This is a genomic window from Mycolicibacterium cosmeticum, from assembly GCF_000613185.1.
GTDB classification, from domain to species: domain Bacteria; phylum Actinomycetota; class Actinomycetes; order Mycobacteriales; family Mycobacteriaceae; genus Mycobacterium; species Mycobacterium cosmeticum.
Genome location: NZ_CCBB010000003.1, coordinates 944,546 through 966,618, shown reverse-complemented (window position 1 = coordinate 966,618; position 22,073 = coordinate 944,546). Strand labels below are relative to the sequence as shown.

The following is a 22,073-nucleotide window of genomic DNA, read 5'->3' as shown; positions in this document are numbered from 1 at the left end:
CGGATCAGCGGGGTGTGCCGCCCCCGTCGACGATCACCACCTGACCGGTGATGTAACTACCGGCCCGCGAGCACAACAGCAATGCGGCGCCGACCATCTCGTCCGGCGACGCCAGCCGCTGCATCAAGGTCTTCGTCGCCATCGCGTCGATCACCTCCGCCGGGTTGTTGCGCACCATGTCGGTGTCGACCGGACCGGGCGCGATCGCGTTGACGCGGATGCCCAGCGGCGCGAACTCCGCCGCCATCGAGCGGGTCACCGACATCAGGGCGGCCTTGCCGGAGGCGTAGATGGACAGGGACGGCGCGAAGTTGAACGCGCCCACCGACACCATGTTCAGCACCGCCGCCGCGGGGCTCTGCCTCAGGTACGGCAGCGCGTGTTGCACCAGGAACACCGGGCCCTGCAGGTTGACCGCATACGACTTGTCCCACGCCTCGACCGTCATGGACCCGATGGGCTGCGCCAGGGCATTGGCGGCGTTGTTGACCACCACATCGATCCCGCCGAACTCGGCGACGGTGCGCTCGACCAGCGCCGCCAGGTCGTCGACGTTGCCCAGATGCGCCGGCACCCCGATCGCGGCCGCGCCCAGGCTGCGCAGCCGCTGCGCGGCCGCCGCGCACGCGTCGGGCTTGCGGCTGGCCACCACCACCCGGGCCCCGGCCAGCGCGAAACCCTCGGCCAGCGCGAGCCCGATCCCCCGGGTGCCGCCGGTGACCACGACGGTGCGTCCGGACATGTCGAACAGCGTGTCGAACCGGGCGCGATCCATGGCCGTCAGTAGACCAGATCGCACCAGGTCATCGGAGCCGGACCGAGCCGGATCCGGCGATGCGGCAAATGTCTAGGTTTAGCGCGAGGCGGGTACTTGCGTGCATACTCAGCAATGAACATCGACAGCCACGATGGAGGCGGTCACACCGCTCGCTCGCGACCAACGACGGCCCGGGCAAGTATTTGACGAGCCCGACAGCTATTGTTAGGCGCGCACGAGGGGATCATTCGAGCCTTGCGGATTAGCGCGCCCCCGCGACGACGGAGGTGAAGATGCAGGTTGCTGGACGCCAGTTGGGGAAAATTGCGAGCTCGTTGTTGCAACGCCGACATTACGTCGCCGCCCGCAACATGGTGCGGCTTTATGACCACCCGGCCCGGATGTTCGCCCGTTATCTCGCCGGCACCGGCGAGTATCCGTACACCGTCCGCATTCGCACCCCGCAGTCGTGGCTGGCGCTGCGGCTGAATTCGGCGCACGACGTGCTCACGGTCAACGAGATCTTCTGCCGCGACGACTACCACGCCGACAGCTCCGACGAGGTGATCGTCGACTTCGGCTCCAATATCGGCATCTCGGCCGCCTACTTCCTCACCCGCACCCCCGCGGCCTACGCGTACCTTTTCGAGCCGCTACCGTCCAACGTGGCCAAGCTCAAGGACAATCTGCACCCCTTCGAGGGGCGGTACGAACTCCGTGAGGTCGCGGTCGGCATGAGCGACGGCGAGGTGGAGTTCGGCTGGGAGGACAGCGGCCGGTACGGCGGGGTGAACGCACACCTGGACCACACCCTCACCGTGACATGCGTCAATTCGCAGACGGTGCTGAAGGAAATCATCGGCAAGCACGGGCACATCGACATTCTGAAGATCGATATCGAGGGGCTCGAGGCGCAGGTCATCGACAATATCCCGGCGTCGCTGGCGCGCAATATCAAGAAGCTTTATGTCGAGTACATCTTCGACCGGAATCCCTTGGCCGAGACGCACACGCTGCGCCACTACGGCGGTATTGCGCAATTCACCCGCAAGACGAACTGAATCGTCGCCACGCACGCAATTCCCGTCGACGCAGCGAATGATTTATCGATTACGTTAATTAAGCGTCCGGCGGCTGACGAATTCGCGGGGCACGCCGCTGACCGGGTCCAGGAACGCCAGCCGCTGCGCCAGCAGTTGCAACGGCCGGGAGAAGTCCCCCGGTGCGATATCGATCACATCCGGGTAGAGCGGATCGTTGTCGATCGGGATCCCGATCGAGGCCAGATGCACCCGCAGTTGATGCGTGCGGCCGGTCCGCGGCGACAGACGGTAGCGGCCGTTGCCGAGGGCTTCGACACGGGTCTCGGCGTTGGGCTCCCCCGGCGCCTCGAAAGCCTGTAACCGACTGCGCTCTTTGACGATCCGGCTGCGCAGCACCGTGGGCAGTTCGACGGTCGGCGTGCCGGACGCCCCGGCCAGATACGTCTTGTGCACCAGCCCCGCGGCGAACATCGTCTGATACGCGCCGCGAACCGCACGGCGCGCCGTGAACAACAGCACCCCGGCCGTCAGCCGGTCCAGCCGGTGCGCCGGGCTCAGCTCCGGCAGGCCCAACTCGCGGCGCAACCGCACCAGGGCGGTCTGGGCGACGTGCCCGCCGCGCGGCATGGTCGCCAGGAAATGCGGCTTGTCGACCACCACGATGTCGTCGTCGCGGTACAGGATGGGCATCGCGAAGGGCACCGGCACCTCGTCGGGCAACTCCCGATACAGGAAGACATGCGCACCGGCGGGCAGCGCGGTGGACGCGTCGGCGACGGTGCCGTCGGCGCAGAACACCTCACCGGCAAGCACCTTGGCGCCGGCACCGAACCGCCGCTGGAGCTCGTCGTGCAGATTGCCGCCCTGCACCCGCAGTCGGGACGGGCCGATACCGTCGTAGCCCGGCCGACCCGGCACGTTCAATTCAGCGGTACCGGTTCCAGAATCTCGGCCCTGGCCTCGGGCGCGGCGGCCCGCAGCGCGTCGGCGGAGGTGTCGTCGGGCTGGGTCTGGGATTGCACCTCGGCCTCCACCCGGGCCAGGTAGGTGCGCACCTCCCGGTCCACCTCCGCGGCACTCCAACCCAGCACGGGCGCAACGACTTCGGCGACCTCGGCCGCACAGTCCACCCCGCGATGCGGATACTCGATCGAGATGCGCATGCGCCGGGCCAGGATGTCCTCCAGATGCAGGGCGCCCTCCGCGGCCGCCGCGTACACCGCCTCGACCTTGAGGTACACCGGGGCGGCGGTGATCGGCTCCAGCAGTTCGGGTTTGCCGTCCGCCATGGCCAGCACCTCGCCGATCAGCGACCCGTACCGGTCCAGCAGATGCCGCACCCGGTACGGGTGCAAGCCGTAGTGCCTGCCGACGTGTTCGGTCTGATTCACCAGCGCGAAGTAGCCGTCGGCCCCCACCAGCGGCACCTTCTCGGTGATGGACGGCGCCACCCGGGTCGGCACGAATTCGGCTGCGGCGTCGATCGCGTCGGCGCCCATCACCCGGTAGGTGGTGTACTTGCCGCCGGCGATGGCCACCAATCCCGGCGAGGGCACCGCCACCGCGTGCTCGCGGGACAGTTTCGAGGTCTCCTCGCTCTCGCCCGCCAGCAGCGGCCGCAACCCGGCGTACACGCCGTCGATGTCGTCGTGCGTCAGCGGGGTGGCCAGCACCGTGTTGACGTGCCCCAGGATGTAGTCGATATCGGCCTTGGTGGCGGCCGGGTGCGCGAGGTCCAGGTTCCAGTCGGTGTCGGTGGTGCCGATGATCCAGTGCGTGCCCCACGGGATGACGAACAGCACCGACTTCTCGGTGCGCAGGATGATCGCCACCTCGCTGACGATGCGGTCCCGCGGCACCACGATGTGCACCCCCTTGGAGGCCCGCACCCGGAACCGGCCGCGCTCCTTGGCCAGGGCCTGGATCTCGTCGGTCCACACCCCGGTGGCGTTGACCACGACATGCCCGCGCACCTCGGTCACCGCGCCGTTCTCGGAGTCGCGCACCTTCACCCCGGTGACCCGGTCGCCCTCCCGCAGCAGCGCCACCACCTGCGTCGAAGTCCGTACCACCGCGCCGTAATGGGCGGCCGTGCGCGCCACCGTCATGGTGTGCCGGGCGTCGTCGACCACGGTGTCGTAGTAGCGGATACCGCCGATGAGTGAACTGCGCTTGAGCCCGGGAGCCAGCCGCAACGCGCCGGCCTTGAGCAGATGTTTCTGTGCCGGAACGGATTTCGCGCCGCCCAGCTGGTCGTAGAGGAAGATGCCTGCGGCGATGTAGGGCCGCTCCCACAACCGTTTGGTCAACGGGAACAGGAAGGGCAACGGTTTCACCAGATGCGGGGCCAGCGTCGTCAGCGACAGCTCGCGCTCGTGCAGCGCCTCGCGAACCAGGCCGAACTCCAACTGCTCGAGGTAGCGCAGGCCACCGTGGAACATCTTGGAACTGCGGCTCGAGGTTCCGGAGGCGAAGTCGCGGGCTTCGACCAGGGCGACCCTCAGTCCGCGCGTCGCGGCGTCCAGTGCCGCACCGGAGCCGACCACACCGCCACCGATGACCACGACGTCGAACTGTTCACTGCCCAGCCGCTGCCAGGCCGTCGCACGCTGGTCGGGCCCGAGCTGAGCTTGACCATTGCCTGAGATCGGGTCAGTCACGATTCCGAGCCTACGTTGCCGGACCCGGCGATGCGCCGTGCCGCGGTGCCGAACTCGCCTTTAGTCCAGGTCGCTAGTCGAGATCGTCGTGCGCCATCAGCCGGCGCGCCGCTTCCACGATGGACCCGGACAACGACGGGTACACCGACAGCGTCTGGGCCAGGTCGCCCACCGAGATCCGGTTCTGCACCGCCAGCGCGATCGGCAGGATCAACTCCGACGCGATGGGGGCGACCACCACACCGCCGATGACCACGCCGGTCGCCGGCCGGCAGAAGATCTTGACGAAACCACGGCGCAGCAACGACATCTTGGCGCGGGCGTTGGTCGTCAGCGGCAGCATCAACGTCCGCGCGGGCACGGTGCCGTCGTCGATCTTGGTCTGCGGCACCCCGACGGCGGCGATCTCGGGCCGGGTGAAGGTGGCCGACGCGACGGTGCGCAACCGGATGGGGTTCACCCCCTCGCCGAGGGCGTGATACATCGCGATGCGGCCCTGCATGGCGGCCACCGAGGCCAGCGGCAGCAGGCCGGTGCAGTCGCCGGCGGCGTAGATGCCCGGTGCCTTGGTGCGCGACACCCGATCCACGGTGAGGTAGTTCCCCGGCCCGAGTTCGATACCGGCGTTCTCCAGGCCGAGGCCGCCGGTGTTGGGCACCGAACCGACGGTCATCAGGGCGTGGCTGCCCTCGACGGTGCGACCGTCGGCCAGGGTGACCTTGATCCCGGCGTCGGTGCGGACCACCGACTCGGCGCGGCCGTTCTTGACCAGCGACACCCCGCGCTCGGAGAACGCTTCCTCGAGCACCGCGGCGGCGTCGGAGTCCTCGTGCGGCAGGATCTGGTCGCGGCTGGCCACCACGGTGACCTTTACCCCGAGCTCGGTGTACGCGCTGCAGAATTCCGCGCCGGTGACCCCCGACCCGACGATCACCAGATGTTCGGGCAGCTCGGTCAGGTCGTAGAGCTGGCGCCAGTTCAGGATGCGCTCGCCGTCGGGGACCGCGCCCGGCAGCACCCGCGGGGTGGCTCCGGTGGCGATGAGCACCACATCGGCTTTGAGCACGCCGACCTTGCCGTCCCCGGTGGTCACCTTGACGCGGTGGTGAGCCATGCCGGGCACGCTGTCGACGAGTTCGCCGCGGCCCTTGACCACGTTGACGCCGGCGTTCAGCAGGGTCGCACCGATATCGGCCGACTGCGACCGGGCCAGGGTCTTGACCCGGTTGTGGATCTGGGCCAGCGAGATCTTGGCGTCCTCGATGGCGATGTCGAAGCCGAGGCCGTTGGCGCGGCGCAACTCGGTGCGTACGCCGGTCGAGGCGATGAACGTCTTGGACGGCACGCAGTCGAACAGCACGCAGGCGCCGCCGATACCGTCGCTGTCGACGACGGTGACCTGCGCGACGTCGGCGCCGCGGGACGCGGCGACCAGGGCTGCTTCGTAGCCGGCGGGTCCGCCGCCGATGATCACGATGCGGGTGGGCACGCCATTAACGTAGTGGGTGAGTGCGGCCGAGCCCACATGTGCCAATCCCCCGGGTCGCTTCGCTCTCCCCCGCAAGCGGGAGGTACCCCCAGCCCGCCGTGCCAATCCCCCGGGTCGCTTCGCTCCCGCCCGCCGGACCGCCTAAAGTTGGCCCGTGCCGCTCTACGCCGCTTACGGGTCGAACATGCATCCGGAGCAGATGCTGCAGCGCGCCCCGCATTCTCCGGTGGCCGGCACCGGCTGGCTGCACGGGTGGCGCCTGACCTTCGGCGGCGAGGACATCGGCTGGGAGGGCGCGCTGGCGACCCTGGTCGAGGATCCCGACGAGAAGGTCTTCGTGGTGCTCTACGACATGACCAAGGAGGACGAGGCGAACCTCGACCGGTGGGAGGGTTCGGAGCTCGGCTTCCACAAGAAGATCCGTTGCCGGGTGGACCGGCTGTCCTCGGACACCACCACCGATCCGGTGCTGGCCTGGCTCTACGTGGTGGACGCCTGGGAGGGCGGCCTGCCGTCGGCGCGTTATCTCGGGGTGATGGCCGACGCCGCCGAGATCGCCGGCGCGCCCCCCGAATACGTCCACGACCTGCGCACCCGCCCCGCCGCCAACGTCGGCCCCGGCCCCGGCACGTAACGCTTTCCTTGGCGAGCGGCCGTGTCTGCACGCCGACGCGCCGCGATTGTTGGCATTCTGCGGACGCTCACGCCGCCCGTCGCAGCAGTTGACGTTCGATCCGTGCGACAAGCGCCGCCGGTTGGCGCCGGACATCCTCTGCCAACATCGGTATGACGGTCCACCCGATATCCTGCAGCGCCGCCTGCCGGCGCCGGTCGCGACGCATCGCATCGGGTCCGCCGTGCGCCGCCTCGCCGTCGTACTCAGCAGCCACGCCCGCGAATGGCCAGGCGAAATCCAGCCGGCGCAACTCCCGATTTCCATCGACAACCTCGTACTGCAGCACTGGTGCCGGTAGTCCACCGTCGCGCATCACCAACCGGGCCTCGCTCTCCATCGGGGACTCGGACAGCGGGTCGGCGAACTCGATGAGGTCACGAACAGCGACGATGCCACGCCGACCCCACTGTTCGCGCGCGGCCCGACGCAACCCGCCCCGGTCGCAACTGCCGCTGCGCAGGGCAGCGTCGAGCGTCGCGAGGGCACGGGGCCGGCGCAGGGCGCGGGCGACCTCCACGGCCGTCCAATTCGGTGCCGTGGTCAGCCGTTCGGCGACCATGCGCAACGGGGCATCGTCGCGGCGGTGCACCACCAAGCCGTCCGCGGATCGCAGGTGGGTACCCGGCGGGCTGAGCACATGCAGCTCCGCTGGGTCCTCGGTGTCAAACCCGTAGACCGCCGCCGCGGTGGCCAGGCACACCGGAACCCTTCTGCCGCAGAGCAAGTCGAGCCCGCGCAGGCGCAGTGCGTCGTCCGGTTCACCCAGGCAGTAGATGCCCTGCCAAATGCGTTCCAGCGCACCGGAGTTGACCGATGCCTCGAACGCCCGCCGTGGCATGTAGGTCAGGATCTGCGCACTCGTGGCGAGGCCGCCCTGAGCCCGGAAGAGTTCGATGAGCTCATCGACCATGGCACCGATGGTCGGCGACGACAACCGGGCACAACAGCCCCGCGCGAAGATCTGTGGATAACTCGGCCGGCGAGTGTCCCCAAAATGCCAACCATTGCGGCGTGTCGGTGTGCAGACACGGCCGCTCGCCGAAGAAAGGTCAGGGAGCGGAGTGTTCGACGAGGTTGGACATGACTTGGACGCCGACGGCCAGGGCGCGCTCGTCCAGGTCGAAGGTGGGCTGGTGCAGATCCAGCTGGGGGCCGCGACCGGACCACACGCCGAGCCGGGCCATGGCGCCGGGCACCTCCTCCAGGTACCAGGAGAAGTCCTCACCGCCGCCGGACTGATGAGTGTCGGCCAGCGCGTCGGGCCCCAGCGCCTCGATGGCGTGGGTGAGGATGCGGGTCGAGGTCTCCTCGTTCACCACCGGCGGGACACCGCGGCGGTAGTTCACCGCATGCTCCACCGTCAGCGGCGCCAGCAACGACGAAACCGTTTCCCGGACAAGGGATTCCAGGGTCAGCCAGGTTTCCCTGCTGGCCGTGCGGATGGTGCCGGCCAACGTGCCGGTCTGCGGAATCGCGTTGGCCGCCACCCCGGCGTTGACGGCGCCCCACACCATCACCGTGCTCAGCCGGGGATCGATGCGCCGCGACAGCACCCCGGGCACCCCGGTGATCAACGTGCCCAGCGCGTACACCAGATCCCCGGTCAGATGCGGCCGCGAGGTGTGCCCGCCCGGCGAGTGCAGGGTGATCTCGATGGAGTCGGCCGCCGAGGTGATGGGCCCGGGCCGGGTGGCCACCTTGCCGACCTCCAGGCGCGGGTCGCAGTGCAGCGCGAAGATCCGCGACACCCCGGTCACCGCCCCGGCCGCCACCGCGTCGATCGCCCCGCCGGGCATCAATTCCTCGGCGGGCTGGAAGATCAGCCGGACTCCGACCGGCAATTCCGGGGCGGACGCCAGCGCCAGCGCCGCGCCGAGCAGCACCGCGGTGTGTGCGTCGTGGCCGCAGGCGTGCGCCACCCCCGGCACCGTCGACGCGAACGGCAACCCGGTGCGCTCGGCCATCGGCAGGGCGTCCATATCGGCCCGCAGCGCCACCCGCGGCCCGTCGTCGGGACCGAAATCACACGTCAGTCCGGTGCCGCCGGGCAGCACCTTCGGATTCAGCCCGGCATCGGCCAACAGGTTGGCGACGAACTCGGTGGTGGCGAACTCCTGCCTGCCCAGTTCGGGGTGGGTGTGGATGTGCCGGCGCCAGGCCACCAGGTCGTCGTGGTGGGCGGCCACCCAGGCCTCGGTGTGCGCGCGCAGGCTCATCTCTTCTCCCGTCGCTGCGCTCGCCCCGGAGAAAGCTCTCCCCGTCGCCGGTCGTGCGCCGCCAGCACCCGGTCGCTCTCGGCCGCGTTCTGCGCCAGCGCAACCACCGTGCGGGCCAACATGATTGCTCCTTCGACGACGGCCTTGTCGGCGGACGGGCCCGCCGCGGCGGTGGTGAACTCCGGCTGGTGGATCGACGCGCCCCCGGCGTCCACCCCGACCACCGGATGGATGCCGGGCATCACCTGCGTGACGTTGCCCATATCGGTGCTGCCCAGCGGGAGAGCCGTCTCCAGCTCCTTGGCCACCGGCGTCCGCCCGAACCGCAGCATCTCGGCGCGGAACACCTCGGACAGAAACCCGTCGGGCGCCAGCGCGGCGTAGCTCGGGGCGGTCTCGGCAACGGTGTGGGTGCAGCCGGTGGCCACCGCCCCGGCCGTGAAACAGCCCGCCATCCGTTGCTCGAGTTCGTGCAGGGACTCCATGGTGGTGGCGCGCATCGTGTAGCGCAGCTCGGTGTGCGCCGGAATGATGTTGCTGGCTTGGCCACCCTCGGTGACCAGGCCGTGCACCATCTGGCCGGGCGCCAGCTGCTGGCGCAGCAGTCCGATGGCCACCTGCGTGACGGTCAGTGCGTCGGCGGCGTTGATGCCCAGGTGCGGTGCGACGGCGGCGTGCGACTCGCGCCCGGTGTACCCGACGGCCACCTCGGACAGGGCCAGCGAGCGTGCCGCGGCGATATCGACCGGGCCGGGATGCAGCATCACCGTCGCGGCGATGTCGTCGAAGGTTCCGGCCTTGAGCAACAAGGCTTTTCCGCCGCCGGTCTCCTCGGCGGGGGTGCCAAGCAGCACGACGGTCAACCCCAGCTCGTCGGCCACCTCGGCCAGCGCCAGCGCGGTGCCCACGGCGGAGGCGGCGATGATGTTGTGCCCGCAGGCATGCCCGATGCCGGGCAGCGCGTCGTACTCGGCGCAGATCCCGACCACCAGTGGGCCGCTGCCGTACTCGGCCCGGAACGCCGTCGGCAATCCGCCGGCCGCGGCGGTCATCGCGAACCCGCGTTCGGCCGCCAGCGCCTGCGCCTTGGCGCAGCTGCGGTGCTCCTCGAACGCCAGCTCGGGCTCGGCGTGGATCGCATGGGACAGTTCGATCAGATCCCCGCGATGCCGATTGACGGCATCCTCGACGTTCGACAACGCGGTGATCGTGGGCATCCTGGCAGTATCTCATTCGTGACTGATCCACAGCTGACGGCCGATACCGCAGCGCAGGCGATCCGGGACCGCACCGGTGTCGAGGCCCACGATGTGGCCGTGGTGCTGGGCTCCGGCTGGGCGCCCGCCGTCGAAGCGCTCGGGGCCCCGAGCGCCACCATCCCGATGGCCGAGCTGCCCGGTTTCACCCCGCCCACCGCGGCCGGACACGGCGGCCGGGTGCTGTCCATCCCGGTCGGTGCCCGTCATGCGCTGGTCCTGGTGGGACGCATCCACGCCTACGAGGGCCACGATCTGCGCCATGTGGTGCATCCGGTGCGCACGGCGTGCGCGGCGGGCGCGGGCACCGTGGTGCTCACCAATGCCGCGGGCGGGCTGCGCGCCGAATACCGGGTCGGCGAACCGGTATTGATCAGCGATCACCTCAACCTGACCGCGCGCTCCCCGCTGGTCGGGGCGCAGTTCGTCGACCTGGTGGACGCGTACGCGCCGCGGTTGCGCGCCCTGGCCCGGGAGATCGATCCGACGCTGACCGAAGGGGTCTACGCCGGACTGCCCGGCCCGCATTACGAGACCCCGGCCGAGATCCGGATGTTGCGCACGCTGGGCGCGGACCTGGTGGGGATGTCGACGGTGCACGAGACCATCGCGGCGCGGGCGGCCGGCGCGCAGGTGCTGGGCGTGTCGCTGGTGACGAATCTGGCCGCGGGCATGACGGGCCAGCCGCTGTCGCATGCCGAGGTGCTGGAGGCCGGCCGTCAATCCGCGACGCGGATGGGTGCCCTGCTGGCGGCGGTCATCGGGCGGCTCTAACCCGTCAGGTACCGCTGCAACGTCGGGCCGATCGAGTCGACGACGTCCTGGCGTGACATGGCTGCCAGCGGCGGGAACGCCAGCACATACCGGCACAGCGCCATGCCCAGCACCTGCGAGGAGATCAACCCGGCGCGCACCGCGGTATCGGACGCCCGGCCGGCCGCGGTGCGCACCACCGGTTCCAGCTGGGCGGCAAAGATGGTCCGCATGCGTTGCGCCACAGTCTCGTTGGTGACGCCGACGCGCAGCAGGATGAGCAGCGCCTCGTCCCGCTCCCAGCGCTCCACGAAGTGGGTGGCCAGCGCGACGCCCAGCCGGTCCGCCGGCACGGCGGTGAGATCGGGCAGTTCCAGGTCGAACTCGGCGGCCGCGCCGAACAACGCCTCCTTGGTGCCGAAGTACCGCATCACCATCGCGGGGTCGATGCCCACATCCGCGGCGATGGCCCGGATGGTCGCCTTCTCGTAGCCGTCGGCGGCGAACCGTTCACGGGCCGCCGCCAGGATCAACGCCTTCGTCTCGGCCGCCGGTCGCCTCATGCCAACAAGCGTAGGCCAACAAGCGTTGACATCGCCGCAGGGCCGGCCTACCGTGTTGTCAACAAGCGTTGGCCAACAAGTGTTGACAAAGGAGTGCTCATGCAGAACGCGGACGTCCTCGTCGTCGGGGCCGGGCCCGTGGGCCTGACCGCGGCGATCGTGCTGACCCAGCGCGGTCACCACGTGACCGTCGTCGATCGCCAGGCCGAAGGAGCCAATACCTCGCGGGCCGCGGTGGTCCACCCGCGCACCCTGGAACTGCTGCAGCCCTACGGCGTCACCGAGCGACTGGTCGGGCGCGGGGTGCACACCCCGACGTTCACCATCCGGGATCGCGACCGCGTGTTGATCGCGGTGCCGTTCGACCGGCTGGCGACCCCGTATCCGTACACGTTGATGATCTCGCAGGCCGACACCGAGGCATACCTGCTGGAGCGCCTGGAAGAACTGGGCGGCAAGGTGATCCGGCCCGCAACGGTCACCGCGACGACGCAGCGTGCCGACGGCGTCGAGGTCACGTTCGACGACGGACAGCGGATGACCGCGCGGTATGTCATCGGAGCCGACGGCATGCACAGCACGGTGCGCGAGCGGGCGGGCATCGGGTTCACCGGCAGCACCTACGCCGAATCGTTCGTGCTGGCCGACGTCCGGCTGTCCGGCGGCGTTCCGCACGGCGAGGTGATCCTGTACTTCTCCCCCGCCGGACTGGTCGTGGTCGCGCCGCTCGCCCCCGACGGCACCTACCGCATCGTCGCGACGGTCGACGAACAGCGCGGCGCGGCGCCGCAGCACCCGGACGCGGCGTTCGTGCAACGACTGCTCGACGAACGCGGTCCGCTGGGTCGCCCCGCCGTCGTCGACGAGGTGATCTGGGGCTCCCGCTTCCGGGTGCACCACCGCATCGCCGACACCTTCCGCGACCGCCGCCTGCTGCTGGCCGGCGACGCCGCCCACGTGCACTCCCCGGCCGGCGGGCAGGGCATGAATCTGGGGATCGAGGACGCCGTCGTGCTCGGCGAGTCGCTGTCCCGGGTGCTCGACGGCGCACCGGAGCAGGTGTTGGACGGCTACGCCGCGGAGCGTCGCCGCACCGCCACACGTGTCGTCGCACTGGCCGGCCGGCTGACCGAACTGGCGACGGCGGCGCCGCGCCTGCGGCCGGTCCGCAATCTGGTCATGCGGCTGGCCGGCACGCTGCCGCCGGTGCGGCACACCCTGGCGCTGCGCCTGTCGGGCCTGGACCGCCGCTAGCTCCCGGCGGTCACCACGGCGGGCTCGGCGGTCCGTCGCCGCCCGCCGAGCCGGGCCATCCCCCGGGCCAGCAGGGGTGCGACGAACAGCATCAGCAGGATGCGGACCACTTGGGCGGCGATGACGAAGGTGACGTTGGAGCCGGTCTCGACGGCGGTGGCCAGGACTGCGTACACCCCGCCCGGGCTGGTGGCCAGGTACCCCTCCAGCGGGGTGAGGCCGGCGAGGTGGGCCAGCGCGACGCCGAGACCGGCGGTGGCGACGCCGAGCACCACGATCAGTGCCAGCGCCGTGGGCAGGATCCGGGCGACCGCGCGCAGCGATTCCGGCGTGAAGGCCAGACCGGCCTGCCAGCCGATCACCAGGTAGCCGGCTTGAACCAGCACGGCGGGGACGCTCAGCCCGAACGACAAGCCGGTCAGTTGCAGCACCACCGTCAGCGCCAACGGCCCGAGCAGGCCGGCGCCCGGCAAGCGGATCAACCTGCCCGCGGTGGACCCGACGAGCACCAGCCCGACCAACATGACGAGGCTCAGATACCAAGGCGCCGTGGCACTTTCGTGCAGGACACCGGCACTGCCATGGGTCTTGTCGGCGTGGTAGACGAGGGTGACCACCAACGGCATGGACGCCGTGACCAGCGCGACCCGCAGATACTGCACCACCGAGACCACCCGGTCGTCGCCACCGAGTTCGCGCGCGATGGCCACCAGGCCCGACGCCCCGCCGGCCACCAGGGCCAGCGATCCGGTGAGCGGGCTGACGTCACGGTGCAGCCCGAGCAGCGCACCGGCGAGCACCGACAACAACAGGGTGCCCACCGCGACCCCGAGCACCGGCAGCCAGTTCGGGCCGAGGGCGCCGACGGCGTTCTGCGACACCATGGTGCCGATGTACACCCCGAGCACGCCCTGGGCGGCCACGCCGGCGCGGCGCGGCACGCCCGCCGGCGCCAGGCCGGCCAGTGCCAGCGCGATACCGACCACCAGCGCGGCGAACAGCGCGGCCGACGGCACACCGGCCAGGGTGAGCGGGACCGTGACGGCCACACTGACCGCCAGCAACAACACCCACTTCGCGAACCGCTTCATATCTATATCAAGTATGAACTTGTCTTTATCGACATTCAACCTGAGTGACGGATATCAAATACCAAGGTTATCCTTGTCATATGGTTCACAATGACACCTCGGCCGCCACCGAGCTGCGGGAATCGATGATGGCGGTCACCCGCCAGATGCGCCGGCACCGCCCCGACCACGGCCTCACCCTGAGCCAACTGGAACTGCTCGGCGAGGTGAGCCGCGCCGGGTCCACCACCCCGGCCGAGTTGGGCGCCCGGCTGCATGTACGGGTGCAGTCGCTGACCGACGGCATCAACGACCTGGTCGGTCGCGGGCTCGCCGCGCGCCGGCCCGATCAGCAGGACCGCCGCCGCCAGCTGATCGAGCTGACCCCCGCCGGCCTGGCGCTGCTGGAGGCCGACCGCGCCGAGCGCGACGCCTGGCTGCACGCCACCATGCGTGACACCCTGACCGACCTGGAATTCGACCTGCTCATGCTGGTGGCCCCGGTGCTGCGCAAGCTGGCCGACGCGGACGCCGCGGCAGCGGGCACAATCAGCGCATGACTGGCGAGCGCCCGGCAGCACCGGCCCTGACCTTCGGCACCGCCGGCCTGCGCGGCCCGATGCGCGAGGGTGCCGATGCCATGAACGTCGGCACGGTGACCCGGGCAACCTGGGCGTTGGCGCGGGTTCTCACCGACCGTTGTTTGGGCGGGTCGACGGTGGTGGTCGGCCGTGACGCCCGGCACCACTCCGACGAATTCGCCGTCGCGACCGCCGAAGTGCTTGCTGCCCAAGGCTTCCGCGTCGTCCTGCTGCCGCAGCCCGCGCCGACCCCGGTGACGGCGTTCGCGGTGCGACAGCTGGGCGCCGCCGCCGGCGTACAGATCACCGCATCGCACAACCCCCCGAACGACAACGGCTACAAGGTGTATCTCGACGGCGGGCTGCAGATCATCTCCCCGACCGACCGGGAGATCGAGGCCGCGATGGCCCGCGCTCCGCAGCACATCGACCGCGGATCCGTCGAGCCGCACGGCACCGATGTGTTCACCGCCTACCTGGAGCGGGCGGCCACGGTGCGGCGCGGATCCGGCACCGCCCGGGTGGCGCTGACCCCCATGCACGGCGTGGGCGGCGAATTCGCCCTGGACGCCCTGGCATTGGCCGGCTTCGACGATGTGCGGGTGGTCGAAGCCCAGTTCGCCCCCGACCCGGACTTCCCCACCGTCGCGTTCCCCAACCCGGAGGAACCCGGTGCCGCGGACCTGCTGCTGACACTGGCCGCCGAGGTCGGTGCGGACGTCGCCATCGCGCTGGACCCCGACGCCGACCGGTGCGCCGTCGGCGTGCCGGGACCCGACGGCTGGCGCATGCTCACCGGTGACGAAACCGGTTGGCTGCTGGGCGAATACCTGTTGTCCGGGCTCGCCGACCCGGCGAGCGCGCTGGTGGCCAGCACGGTGGTGTCCTCACGCATGCTGGCCTCGATCGCCGCAGGCCACGGCGCCCGGCACGCCGAAACCCTGACCGGTTTCAAGTGGCTGGCACGGGCCAGCGCCCCCGGCGCCACGCTGGTCTACGCCTACGAGGAGGCGATCGGGCACTGTGTCGACCCGGAGGCGGTGCGCGACAAGGACGGCATCAGCGCCGCGGTCCTGGTGTGCGACATGGTGGCCACCCTGGCCACCCGGGGCCGCACCCTGCTCGACGCGCTCGACGACCTGGCCCGTCGCCACGGGGTGCACGAGACGGCCGCGGTGACCCGCCGGGTCGACGACGCGGCCGCGGCGATGGCCGCCCTGCGCGCCAATCCCCCTGCCGCGCTTGCCGGTATCCCGGTGACCGTCGACGATCTCGGGCAGCGGCGCGGCCAACATCGCACCGACGCGCTGGTGTTCACCGGCGCCGGCATCCGGGTGGTGATCCGCCCGTCGGGAACCGAACCGAAGTTGAAGTCCTATATCGAGGTGCGGCGGCCCCCCACCGACGACCTGGCCGGGGCACGCGCCGCGGCCGCCGTGCTGCGCACCGACCTGGTGGCCGCCGCGCAGGCCTGGTGAACCGTCAGCGCGGACCGAACTGCCGGTCACCGGCGTCGCCGAGACCCGGCACGATATAGGCGATCTCGTTCAGCCCCTCGTCCACCGTGGCGGTCACCAGCCGGATCTCGGGGGCCGTGCGCTCCAGGGCGGCAATCCCTTCCGGGGCACACACCACACAGATGGCGGTGATGTCGGTGGCGCCGCGCTGCTGCAGCAAGGTCAGGGTGTGCGCCATGGAGCCACCGGTGGCCAGCATCGGGTCCAGCACGAACACCGCCCGGGTGCTCAGGTCCTCGGGCAGCGACGCCAGATAGGGCGTCGGCTGATGCGTGCGCTCGTCGCGGGCGACGCCGACGAACCCCACCTGCGCCTCCGGGATCAAGGCGTGGGCCTGGTCCACCATGCCCAGGCCGGCCCGCAGCACGGGCACCAGCAGCGGCGGGTTGGCCAACCGGGAGCCGGCCGTCTCGGCCATCGGGGTGCGCACCCGGATCTCTTCGGAGGGGGCGTCCCTGGTCGCCTCGTACACCAGCATCAGGGTGAGGTCGCGTAAGGCCGACCGGAACCCCGCGTTGTCGGTGCGTTCGTCGCGCAGCGTGGTGAGCCGCGCAGCGGCAAGGGGGTGATCGACGACCCGGACATCCATGGGGCGAAAGACTAGCCGGACACCGATCGAGCGGCGCGGTACTCGGCCACCTGCCGGATTCGGGTGGAACCGCCGCCCGCCGGCGTGCGTCATAACCCACATGCACGCCGACACCGCCGCCATCGACCGCAGCGGCCTCGCCCTGGGCCGCACCGCCGCCGAGCTCGAAGCGCTGGCCGCCACACTGCCCGCCATCGCCGACACGGCTCCCGCGCTGTTCGGCCCGGTCGCCGACGCCCTGCTCACCGCACTGCGCGAGGCGATCGCCGACACCACCCGCGCGGCCACCGAACTCGGCGCCCATCTGGGGCTCGCCGAACAGACCGCCGGGCGGATCGCGACGTCCTACCGGGACAGCGAAAACCGTGTCGGACAGGCGATCTCGGCCCTCGGCGGCTGACCGTGCCCAGCGCGCTCGTCACCACGCTGGCCGCACCCCTGCACCGGCTGGCCGCACTGGTCGGGCCGGGCTGGTCGGCCGGAGGGCATCCGTCGGCGCTGCTCGCCGACGCCAGGGACCGGCTCGACGCGCTGGCCGCCGGCACCTCCCGCGCCTGGGACGACGCCGAGTGGTCCGGGGACGCCGGCGCCGCGGCGGCACGGTCCACCGACGAGGTCGCCGCAGCCGTGCGCGTGCTGGCCGAGCGGGTCGGGTTGCTCTCCGAGCGGGTCGGCGCGGCCGCGGACGCGGTTGCCCGGGCCCGCGCCCGGCTGCAGGACATCATCGCCGACTTCGAAGCCCGCGCCGCCGAGCTGGAACCGCAGCTGGACGACCCCGGCGTGGCCGAGGAGCTGGCCGAGCAGGCTCGGCAGGCCCAGCGGCGAGCCACCGATGTGGTCGACGGTCTGCGCGACGAGCTGGACGGCCACGCCGCCACCATCGGTGCCGCGCCCCACGCCACGGTCCCCGCCGCACCGGCCGGTCTGCCCGCCGCGGCCCCGGCCGGCTTCCCGGGGCCGGCACCGGGAGCCGGGGCGCTCGCGCCGGCCGGGGCCGGGCTGGCACCGGCGCTGGCCGGCGGCCTGGCCGGGGCGCTCGAACGGGCCACGCCGACCGACCGGCAGCGCGGCGCCGTCGTCGGCGACCCGGCCGACTTCGGGTCCGGGGTGGCCGTCCGATTGCCCGACGGCAGCACCGCCACCGCACCGAATGCCGTCGCGGCCAGCGCCGTGCGGCACGCACTCACCCAGTTGGGGGTGCCGTACGACTGGGGTGGCACCACCCCCGGCGTCGGCCTGGACTGCAGCGGGCTGACACAGTGGGCCTACCGCGAGGCGGGCCTGGACATCCCGCGGCTGGCCCAGGAGCAGGACATCGGTGCCGCCGTCGACGCCGGATCGCTGCGCCCCGGCGACCTGGCGGTGTGGGACGGCCACGTCGCCATGATCGTCGGCAACGGCACGATGATCGAGGCGGGCGATCCGGTGCAGCTGTCGGCCATCCGCACCACCAACGCCGGGCAGGGCTTTCAGGGCTTCTGGCGCCCAACGGCGTGAACTACGGGTGGGGCCCCGAGCCGTTCAGCCTGCATCGTTACGCTGTGCGCCATGGCGGCTGACATCGTGCCGGTCCGGCTCGGACTGACCAATGGCGACCTGTACACCCTGTGGGCACCGCGCTGGCGCGACGCCGGCGACGAATGGGAGGCCTTCCTCGGCAAGGACGAGGACCTGTTCGCCTTCGAATCGGTGGCCGATCTGGCCGCGTTCGTGCGGACCAATTCCGACAACGACCTCACCGACCACCCGGCCTGGGCGAGGCTCACCGAGGCCAACGCGCACCGGCTGAACCCCGACGACGCCCACCTGTACGACCTCGTCGAGGTGCCGGCCCTGGTCGCGGACAAACCCTCCGAGGAGTCCGTCGAGGCGGTGCGCCGGGCCCTGGTGATCGTCTCGGCCATCGGATCGGTGTGCGACCTGCCCGTCATCACCAAGCTGTTCAACGGCAACCCGGTGCTGGGCACCATCGGCGGCGGACTGGACGCCTTCGCCGGCCGCGCCGGCCGCAAGCGCTGGGCCGAGATCGAGACCGTCATCGGACGCTCGTGGGACTCCGTCATCGACGTGATCGACGGGCTGGTGAGTACCCCGGACGTCGACGAAGCCGAATCCGCCAAGGCGCAGCAGGAGCTCGACGAGCCGGCCCCCGAGCCCGACGAGGACGACCTCGCCGTCGCCGACGACGACGAGGTGGTCATCGAGGGCGAGGTGGACACCGACGAGGAGAGCGAGGCGCTGGAGGCCGAGGCGGCGCGCCAGGTGCTCGGCGGCGACGAGGACTTCTGGACGCAGGTCGGCATCGACCCGGTGCGCATCATGACCAGCGGCGGCACCCTGTACACGCTGCGCTGCTACGTCGGCGACGACCCGAAGTTCCTCGGCCGCAACGGCCGCATCAGCGTGTTCGGCTCCGAACGCGCGCTGGCCCGCTACCTGGCCGACGAGCACGAGAGCGACCTGTCCGGCTACAGCGCCTACGAGATCATCCGGACCGCGGCCACCGACGGGTCGCTGCGGGTCGACGTCACCGACGACAACATCTACGTGCTGTCCGGGCTGGCCGACGACATCGCCGACGGCCCCGACGCGGTGGACCGTGACCAGCTGGAGCTGGCCGTCGAATTCCTCAGGGATGTCGGCGATTACGCGGAGGACACCATCGTCGCCAAGACGCTGGAGCGCAGCCAGCCGCTCGGCGCGCTGGTCGCCTACCTGATCGAGCCGGGCAGTGTGGCCAAACCGGCCGGACCGTACGCCAAGGCCGTCGAGCAGTGGGAAGAGCTGGAGAGCTTCGTCGAATCGCGGCTGCGCCACGAGTGATCGCTGATGAGTTTCGCGGTGCTGCCCGGTCCATACCGGCATGACCACCACCGACGGACTCATCTGCCGCTCCCTCGAGGTCCCCGGCGCCCGGCTACACTACGAGGTGCGCGGGACCGGCCCGCTGCTGCTGGTGATCGGTTCACCGATGACCGCCGCGGAGTTCCTGCCGCTGGCGCACGCCATGGCCGCCGACCACACCGTCGTCACCTACGACCCGCGGGGCCTGGGCCACAGCACGATCCGTGACCCCGACCAGGACGCGACACCGGACCTGCGCGCCGACGACGTGGCCGCCGTCCTGGACGCGCTGGGGGCCGACTCCGCCGACGTGTTCGGGTCCAGCGGCGGGGCGGTGACCGGGCTGGCGCTGGTGACCAGGCATCCCGGCCGGGTGCGCACCCTGGTCGCTCACGAGCCCCCGCTGCTGGAGCTGCTGCCCGACGCCGACCGGCACCGCGCGGCCACCGAGGAGATCATCGCGACCTTCCATCGGGACGGTATGGGAGCGGCGTGGATGGCGTTCATGGCCAACGCCGGCTTCGATCTCGACGACCCGCATGCCGGCCCGCCCCCCGGCCCGGAGCCGACGCCCGAGGAACTGGCCAAGCGGCTCGCCGACTCCGCCCGGTTCTTCGATCACGAACTGCGCTACACCACCCGGTATGTGCCCGACGTCGCGGCGCTGCGCTCGGCGCCCGCTCGGATCGTCGTCGGGCTGGGGGCGCGGTCCGGTCACCTGCTCACCGACCCCACCACCCGGGCGCTGGCCGCGCTACTGCACCGGGAGCCGGTCGTGTTCCCCGGCGATCACGGTGGATTCATCGGCGCACCAGGTGAATTCGCGGACACGTTGCGCGCCGTGCTGAGTGGGCCGGTGTGACCGGCCGGCTGTCCCACGGCGAGCGGCTCGTCCCGATCGGCGATGCCGAACTGTGTATCGAGACCTTCGGCGACCCCGCGCACCCGGTGATCCTGCTCATCGACGGCGCGAGCGCCTCGATGCTGTGGTGGGACGCGCGGTTGTGCGAGCGGCTGGCACACGCCGGCCGGTTCGTGATCCGGTACGACAACCGGGACACCGGCCGGTCCATCAGTTACCCGCCGGGCCGGCCGGGTTACGCGTTCACCGACCTGGCCGCCGACGCGCTCGGTCTGCTCGACGCCCTGGGCATCGAGCGCGCGCACGTGGTCTGCCGGTCGATGGCCGGCGGGATCGGGGTCATCCTCGGGGTGGACCACCCCGACCGGGTCGCGTCGCTGACGTTCGTCTCCACCTCCACCGGCGCGGACGGGCTGCCGCCGTCGTCGGCGGAGTTCCCCGCCGAGCCCGACCCCACCGATCGCGCCGCGGTGGTGGACCACGTCGTCGCGTCGGCGAAGGCGTGTGCGGGCGGGTCGCCGTTGTTCGACGAGCCCGCCACCCGCGCCCTGGTCGAACGGGACGTCGCCCGCACCCGCGATATCGCGGCCACCCTCGGTAATCACCACGCGATGAGCTTCGCCGGGGCGACGCGGGATTTCGCCCGCATCACCGCACCGACACTGGTGGTGCACGGCGACCACGACCCGGTGTGCCCGCCGGCCCACGGGCTGGCCGTGCGCGACGCCATTGCCGGTGCGGCGCTGCTGATTCTGGAAGGCGCCGGGCACGACCTGCCCGAGCCACTGTGGGACGTCTTCGTCCCGGCGCTGCTGCACCACACGGCGGCCGCGGACCGGCCGCCGCCGGTCAGCCGATCAGCACCGCGTACCGCGGTTTGATCACTCCGTCGATGAGAGCCAGCCGCTCGTCGAACGGCAGGAACGACGACTTCATCGCGTTGATGGTGAAGCGTTCCAGGTCGCTCCAGCCGTAGCCGAACGCCTCGACCAGCCGCAGCATCTCCTGGCTCATGGTGGTGTCGCTCATCAGCCGGTTGTCGGTGTTGACGGTGACCCGGAACCGGGTGCGGGCCAGTAGGTCGAACGGATGCTCGGCGATGCTGGCCACCGCGCCGGTCTGCACGTTGGAGCTCGGGCACAGTTCCAGCGGAATGCGCTTGTCCCGCAGGATCGCCGCGAGCCGGCCCAGCCGCACCGTCCCGTCGGGGCCGACCGTGATGTCGTCGACGATGCGCACCCCGTGGCCGAGCCGGTCGGCACCGCAGAATGCGATGGCCTCGTGGATGGACGGCAGGCCGAAGGCCTCACCGGCGTGAATGGTGAAGCGCGCGTTGTTGCTTCGCATGTACTCGAACGCGTCCAGGTGCCGGCTGGGCGGATAGCCGGCCTCGGCACCGGCGATGTCGAAGCCGACGACGCCCTGGTCGCGGAACCGGATGGCCAGCTCGGCGATCTCCCGGGACCGTGCGGCATGGCGCATGGCGGTGACCAGGCAGCGCACCACGATGGTGCGGCCGGCCGCGGCGGCGGCCTTCTCACCGTCGGCGAAGCCGCCGAGCACCGCGTCGACGACGGCGTCCAGCGACAGCCCGCGATCGATGTGCAGTTCGGGGGCGAACCGGACCTCGGCGTACACCACGTTGTCCTCGGCGAGGTCCTCGACGGCCTCGTAGGCCACCCGGTGCAGGGCCTCGGGGGTCTGCATCACGCCGACGGTGTGCGCGAACGGTTCCAGATAACGCACCAGCGACCCGCTGTGCGCGGCGGTGCGGAAGAACGTCGCGAGCTCGTCGACCTCGGTGGCCGGTAGCTCGTCGTACCCGAATTGATCGGCCAGCTCGAGCACCGTGGCCGGGCGTAACCCGCCGTCGAGGTGGTCGTGCAGCAGCGCTTTGGGGGCTTGTTTGATCAGGTCGAGGGTCAGCGGCGTACTCATCTGTC

Annotated in this window: 22 protein-coding genes; 11 read left to right on the top strand and 11 right to left on the bottom strand. The window is 70.9% G+C overall.

Features of this window, described 5'->3' with window-relative positions; all coding sequences use genetic code 11:
* Nucleotides 1-4: 4 nt before the first annotated feature.
* Nucleotides 5-775, bottom strand: coding sequence for an SDR family NAD(P)-dependent oxidoreductase (locus tag BN977_RS23795; protein WP_036402007.1), 771 nt, complete (start codon nucleotides 773-775; stop codon nucleotides 5-7).
* 275 nt (nucleotides 776-1,050) lie between these two features.
* Here BN977_RS23795 and BN977_RS23790 point away from each other — a divergent pair, with 275 nt between their 5' ends.
* On the top strand, nucleotides 1,051-1,818 hold the full coding sequence (locus BN977_RS23790; RefSeq protein ID WP_131590195.1) for an FkbM family methyltransferase: 768 nt from the start codon (nucleotides 1,051-1,053) through the stop codon (nucleotides 1,816-1,818).
* Between the two features lie 54 nt (nucleotides 1,819-1,872).
* Here BN977_RS23790 and BN977_RS23785 read toward each other — a convergent pair whose 3' ends face one another.
* From BN977_RS23785 to BN977_RS23775, 3 genes are all read right to left on the bottom strand, one after another.
* Nucleotides 1,873-2,718: a pseudouridine synthase gene (locus BN977_RS23785; protein WP_234709660.1), complete on the bottom strand. Its 846-nt coding sequence runs from the start codon at nucleotides 2,716-2,718 to the stop codon at nucleotides 1,873-1,875.
* A 2-nt stretch (nucleotides 2,719-2,720) separates the two neighbouring features.
* Nucleotides 2,721-4,460: a glycerol-3-phosphate dehydrogenase/oxidase gene (locus BN977_RS23780; RefSeq protein ID WP_036402003.1), complete on the bottom strand. Its 1,740-nt coding sequence runs from the start codon at nucleotides 4,458-4,460 to the stop codon at nucleotides 2,721-2,723.
* 73 nt (nucleotides 4,461-4,533) lie between these two features.
* On the bottom strand, nucleotides 4,534-5,949 hold the full coding sequence (locus tag BN977_RS23775) for an NAD(P)H-quinone dehydrogenase (protein ID WP_036402001.1): 1,416 nt from the start codon (nucleotides 5,947-5,949) through the stop codon (nucleotides 4,534-4,536).
* A gap of 154 nt (nucleotides 5,950-6,103) precedes the next feature.
* On the opposite strand from BN977_RS23775, the gene BN977_RS23770 reads away from it, so the two are divergent.
* A complete protein-coding gene (locus tag BN977_RS23770; protein WP_024453799.1) occupies nucleotides 6,104-6,583 on the top strand; it encodes a gamma-glutamylcyclotransferase family protein in 480 nt (159 codons plus the stop codon).
* A 67-nt stretch (nucleotides 6,584-6,650) separates the two neighbouring features.
* On the opposite strand, the gene BN977_RS23765 is transcribed toward BN977_RS23770, so the two are convergent.
* From BN977_RS23765 to BN977_RS23755, 3 genes are all read right to left on the bottom strand, one after another.
* A complete protein-coding gene (locus BN977_RS23765) occupies nucleotides 6,651-7,535 on the bottom strand; it encodes a type IV toxin-antitoxin system AbiEi family antitoxin (protein WP_036401998.1) in 885 nt (294 codons plus the stop codon).
* Between the two features lie 139 nt (nucleotides 7,536-7,674).
* Nucleotides 7,675-8,841: an amidohydrolase gene (locus tag BN977_RS23760; RefSeq protein WP_024453801.1), complete on the bottom strand. Its 1,167-nt coding sequence runs from the start codon at nucleotides 8,839-8,841 to the stop codon at nucleotides 7,675-7,677.
* The gene (locus BN977_RS23755; protein ID WP_051561854.1) at nucleotides 8,838-10,058 is read right to left on the bottom strand and encodes a M20 family metallopeptidase; all 1,221 of its coding nucleotides are present in this window, start codon (nucleotides 10,056-10,058) and stop codon (nucleotides 8,838-8,840) included. Before BN977_RS23755 ends, BN977_RS23760 begins: the two co-directional genes overlap by 4 nt.
* An 18-nt stretch (nucleotides 10,059-10,076) precedes the next feature.
* Between BN977_RS23755 and BN977_RS23750 the strand changes: the two genes are divergently transcribed.
* Complete coding sequence (locus BN977_RS23750) at nucleotides 10,077-10,871, top strand: purine-nucleoside phosphorylase (protein ID WP_024453803.1); 795 nt, start codon at nucleotides 10,077-10,079, stop codon at nucleotides 10,869-10,871.
* Here the strand turns inward: BN977_RS23750 and BN977_RS23745 are convergent.
* The gene (locus tag BN977_RS23745) at nucleotides 10,868-11,413 is read right to left on the bottom strand and encodes a TetR/AcrR family transcriptional regulator (RefSeq protein ID WP_036401996.1); all 546 of its coding nucleotides are present in this window, start codon (nucleotides 11,411-11,413) and stop codon (nucleotides 10,868-10,870) included. The two genes, BN977_RS23750 and BN977_RS23745, sit on opposite strands and share 4 nt — an antisense overlap.
* Before the next feature lie 99 nt (nucleotides 11,414-11,512).
* Here BN977_RS23745 and BN977_RS23740 point away from each other — a divergent pair, with 99 nt between their 5' ends.
* Nucleotides 11,513-12,667: an FAD-dependent oxidoreductase gene (locus BN977_RS23740; protein WP_036401994.1), complete on the top strand. Its 1,155-nt coding sequence runs from the start codon at nucleotides 11,513-11,515 to the stop codon at nucleotides 12,665-12,667.
* Here BN977_RS23740 and BN977_RS23735 read toward each other — a convergent pair.
* Nucleotides 12,664-13,758 (bottom strand): AbrB family protein, encoded by a 1,095-nt coding sequence (locus tag BN977_RS23735; protein WP_036401991.1) that lies wholly within the window; start codon nucleotides 13,756-13,758, stop codon nucleotides 12,664-12,666. The genes BN977_RS23740 and BN977_RS23735 overlap by 4 nt on opposite strands.
* 80 nt (nucleotides 13,759-13,838) lie before the next feature.
* Between BN977_RS23735 and BN977_RS23730 the strand changes: the two genes are divergently transcribed.
* Nucleotides 13,839-14,297 (top strand): MarR family winged helix-turn-helix transcriptional regulator, encoded by a 459-nt coding sequence (locus BN977_RS23730; RefSeq protein WP_036401989.1) that lies wholly within the window; start codon nucleotides 13,839-13,841, stop codon nucleotides 14,295-14,297.
* Nucleotides 14,294-15,796: a phospho-sugar mutase gene (locus BN977_RS23725; RefSeq protein ID WP_084172662.1), complete on the top strand. Its 1,503-nt coding sequence runs from the start codon at nucleotides 14,294-14,296 to the stop codon at nucleotides 15,794-15,796. The genes BN977_RS23730 and BN977_RS23725 overlap by 4 nt, the downstream gene beginning before the upstream one ends.
* Nucleotides 15,797-15,800: 4 nt before the next feature.
* On the opposite strand, the gene upp is transcribed toward BN977_RS23725, so the two are convergent.
* On the bottom strand, nucleotides 15,801-16,424 hold the full coding sequence (upp, locus tag BN977_RS23720; protein WP_024453807.1) for a uracil phosphoribosyltransferase: 624 nt from the start codon (nucleotides 16,422-16,424) through the stop codon (nucleotides 15,801-15,803).
* A 100-nt stretch (nucleotides 16,425-16,524) separates the two neighbouring features.
* On the opposite strand from upp, the gene BN977_RS23715 reads away from it, so the two are divergent.
* From BN977_RS23715 to BN977_RS23695, 5 genes are read left to right on the top strand one after another with little or no spacing between them, the layout of a single operon-like run.
* Nucleotides 16,525-16,824 carry a hypothetical protein gene (locus BN977_RS23715; RefSeq protein WP_036401987.1) on the top strand — a complete coding sequence of 100 codons (300 nt, stop codon included), beginning with the start codon at nucleotides 16,525-16,527 and terminating at the stop codon, nucleotides 16,822-16,824.
* Nucleotides 16,825-16,826: 2 nt separating this feature from the next.
* Entirely contained in the window at nucleotides 16,827-17,921 is a 1,095-nt protein-coding gene (locus BN977_RS23710) for a C40 family peptidase (RefSeq protein WP_036401984.1), read from the top strand.
* A 51-nt stretch (nucleotides 17,922-17,972) separates the two neighbouring features.
* Nucleotides 17,973-19,247: a protein export chaperone SatS gene (gene satS / locus BN977_RS23705; protein ID WP_036401981.1), complete on the top strand. Its 1,275-nt coding sequence runs from the start codon at nucleotides 17,973-17,975 to the stop codon at nucleotides 19,245-19,247.
* 40 nt (nucleotides 19,248-19,287) lie between these two features.
* Entirely contained in the window at nucleotides 19,288-20,130 is an 843-nt protein-coding gene (locus tag BN977_RS23700) for an alpha/beta fold hydrolase (protein ID WP_036401979.1), read from the top strand.
* Entirely contained in the window at nucleotides 20,127-21,011 is an 885-nt protein-coding gene (locus BN977_RS23695; protein WP_051561851.1) for an alpha/beta fold hydrolase, read from the top strand. The genes BN977_RS23700 and BN977_RS23695 overlap by 4 nt, the downstream gene beginning before the upstream one ends.
* Here BN977_RS23695 and BN977_RS23690 read toward each other — a convergent pair.
* Nucleotides 20,980-22,068 carry an adenosine deaminase gene (locus BN977_RS23690; RefSeq protein WP_036401977.1) on the bottom strand — a complete coding sequence of 363 codons (1,089 nt, stop codon included), beginning with the start codon at nucleotides 22,066-22,068 and terminating at the stop codon, nucleotides 20,980-20,982. The genes BN977_RS23695 and BN977_RS23690 overlap by 32 nt on opposite strands.
* Between the last annotated feature and the right edge of the window lie 5 nt (nucleotides 22,069-22,073).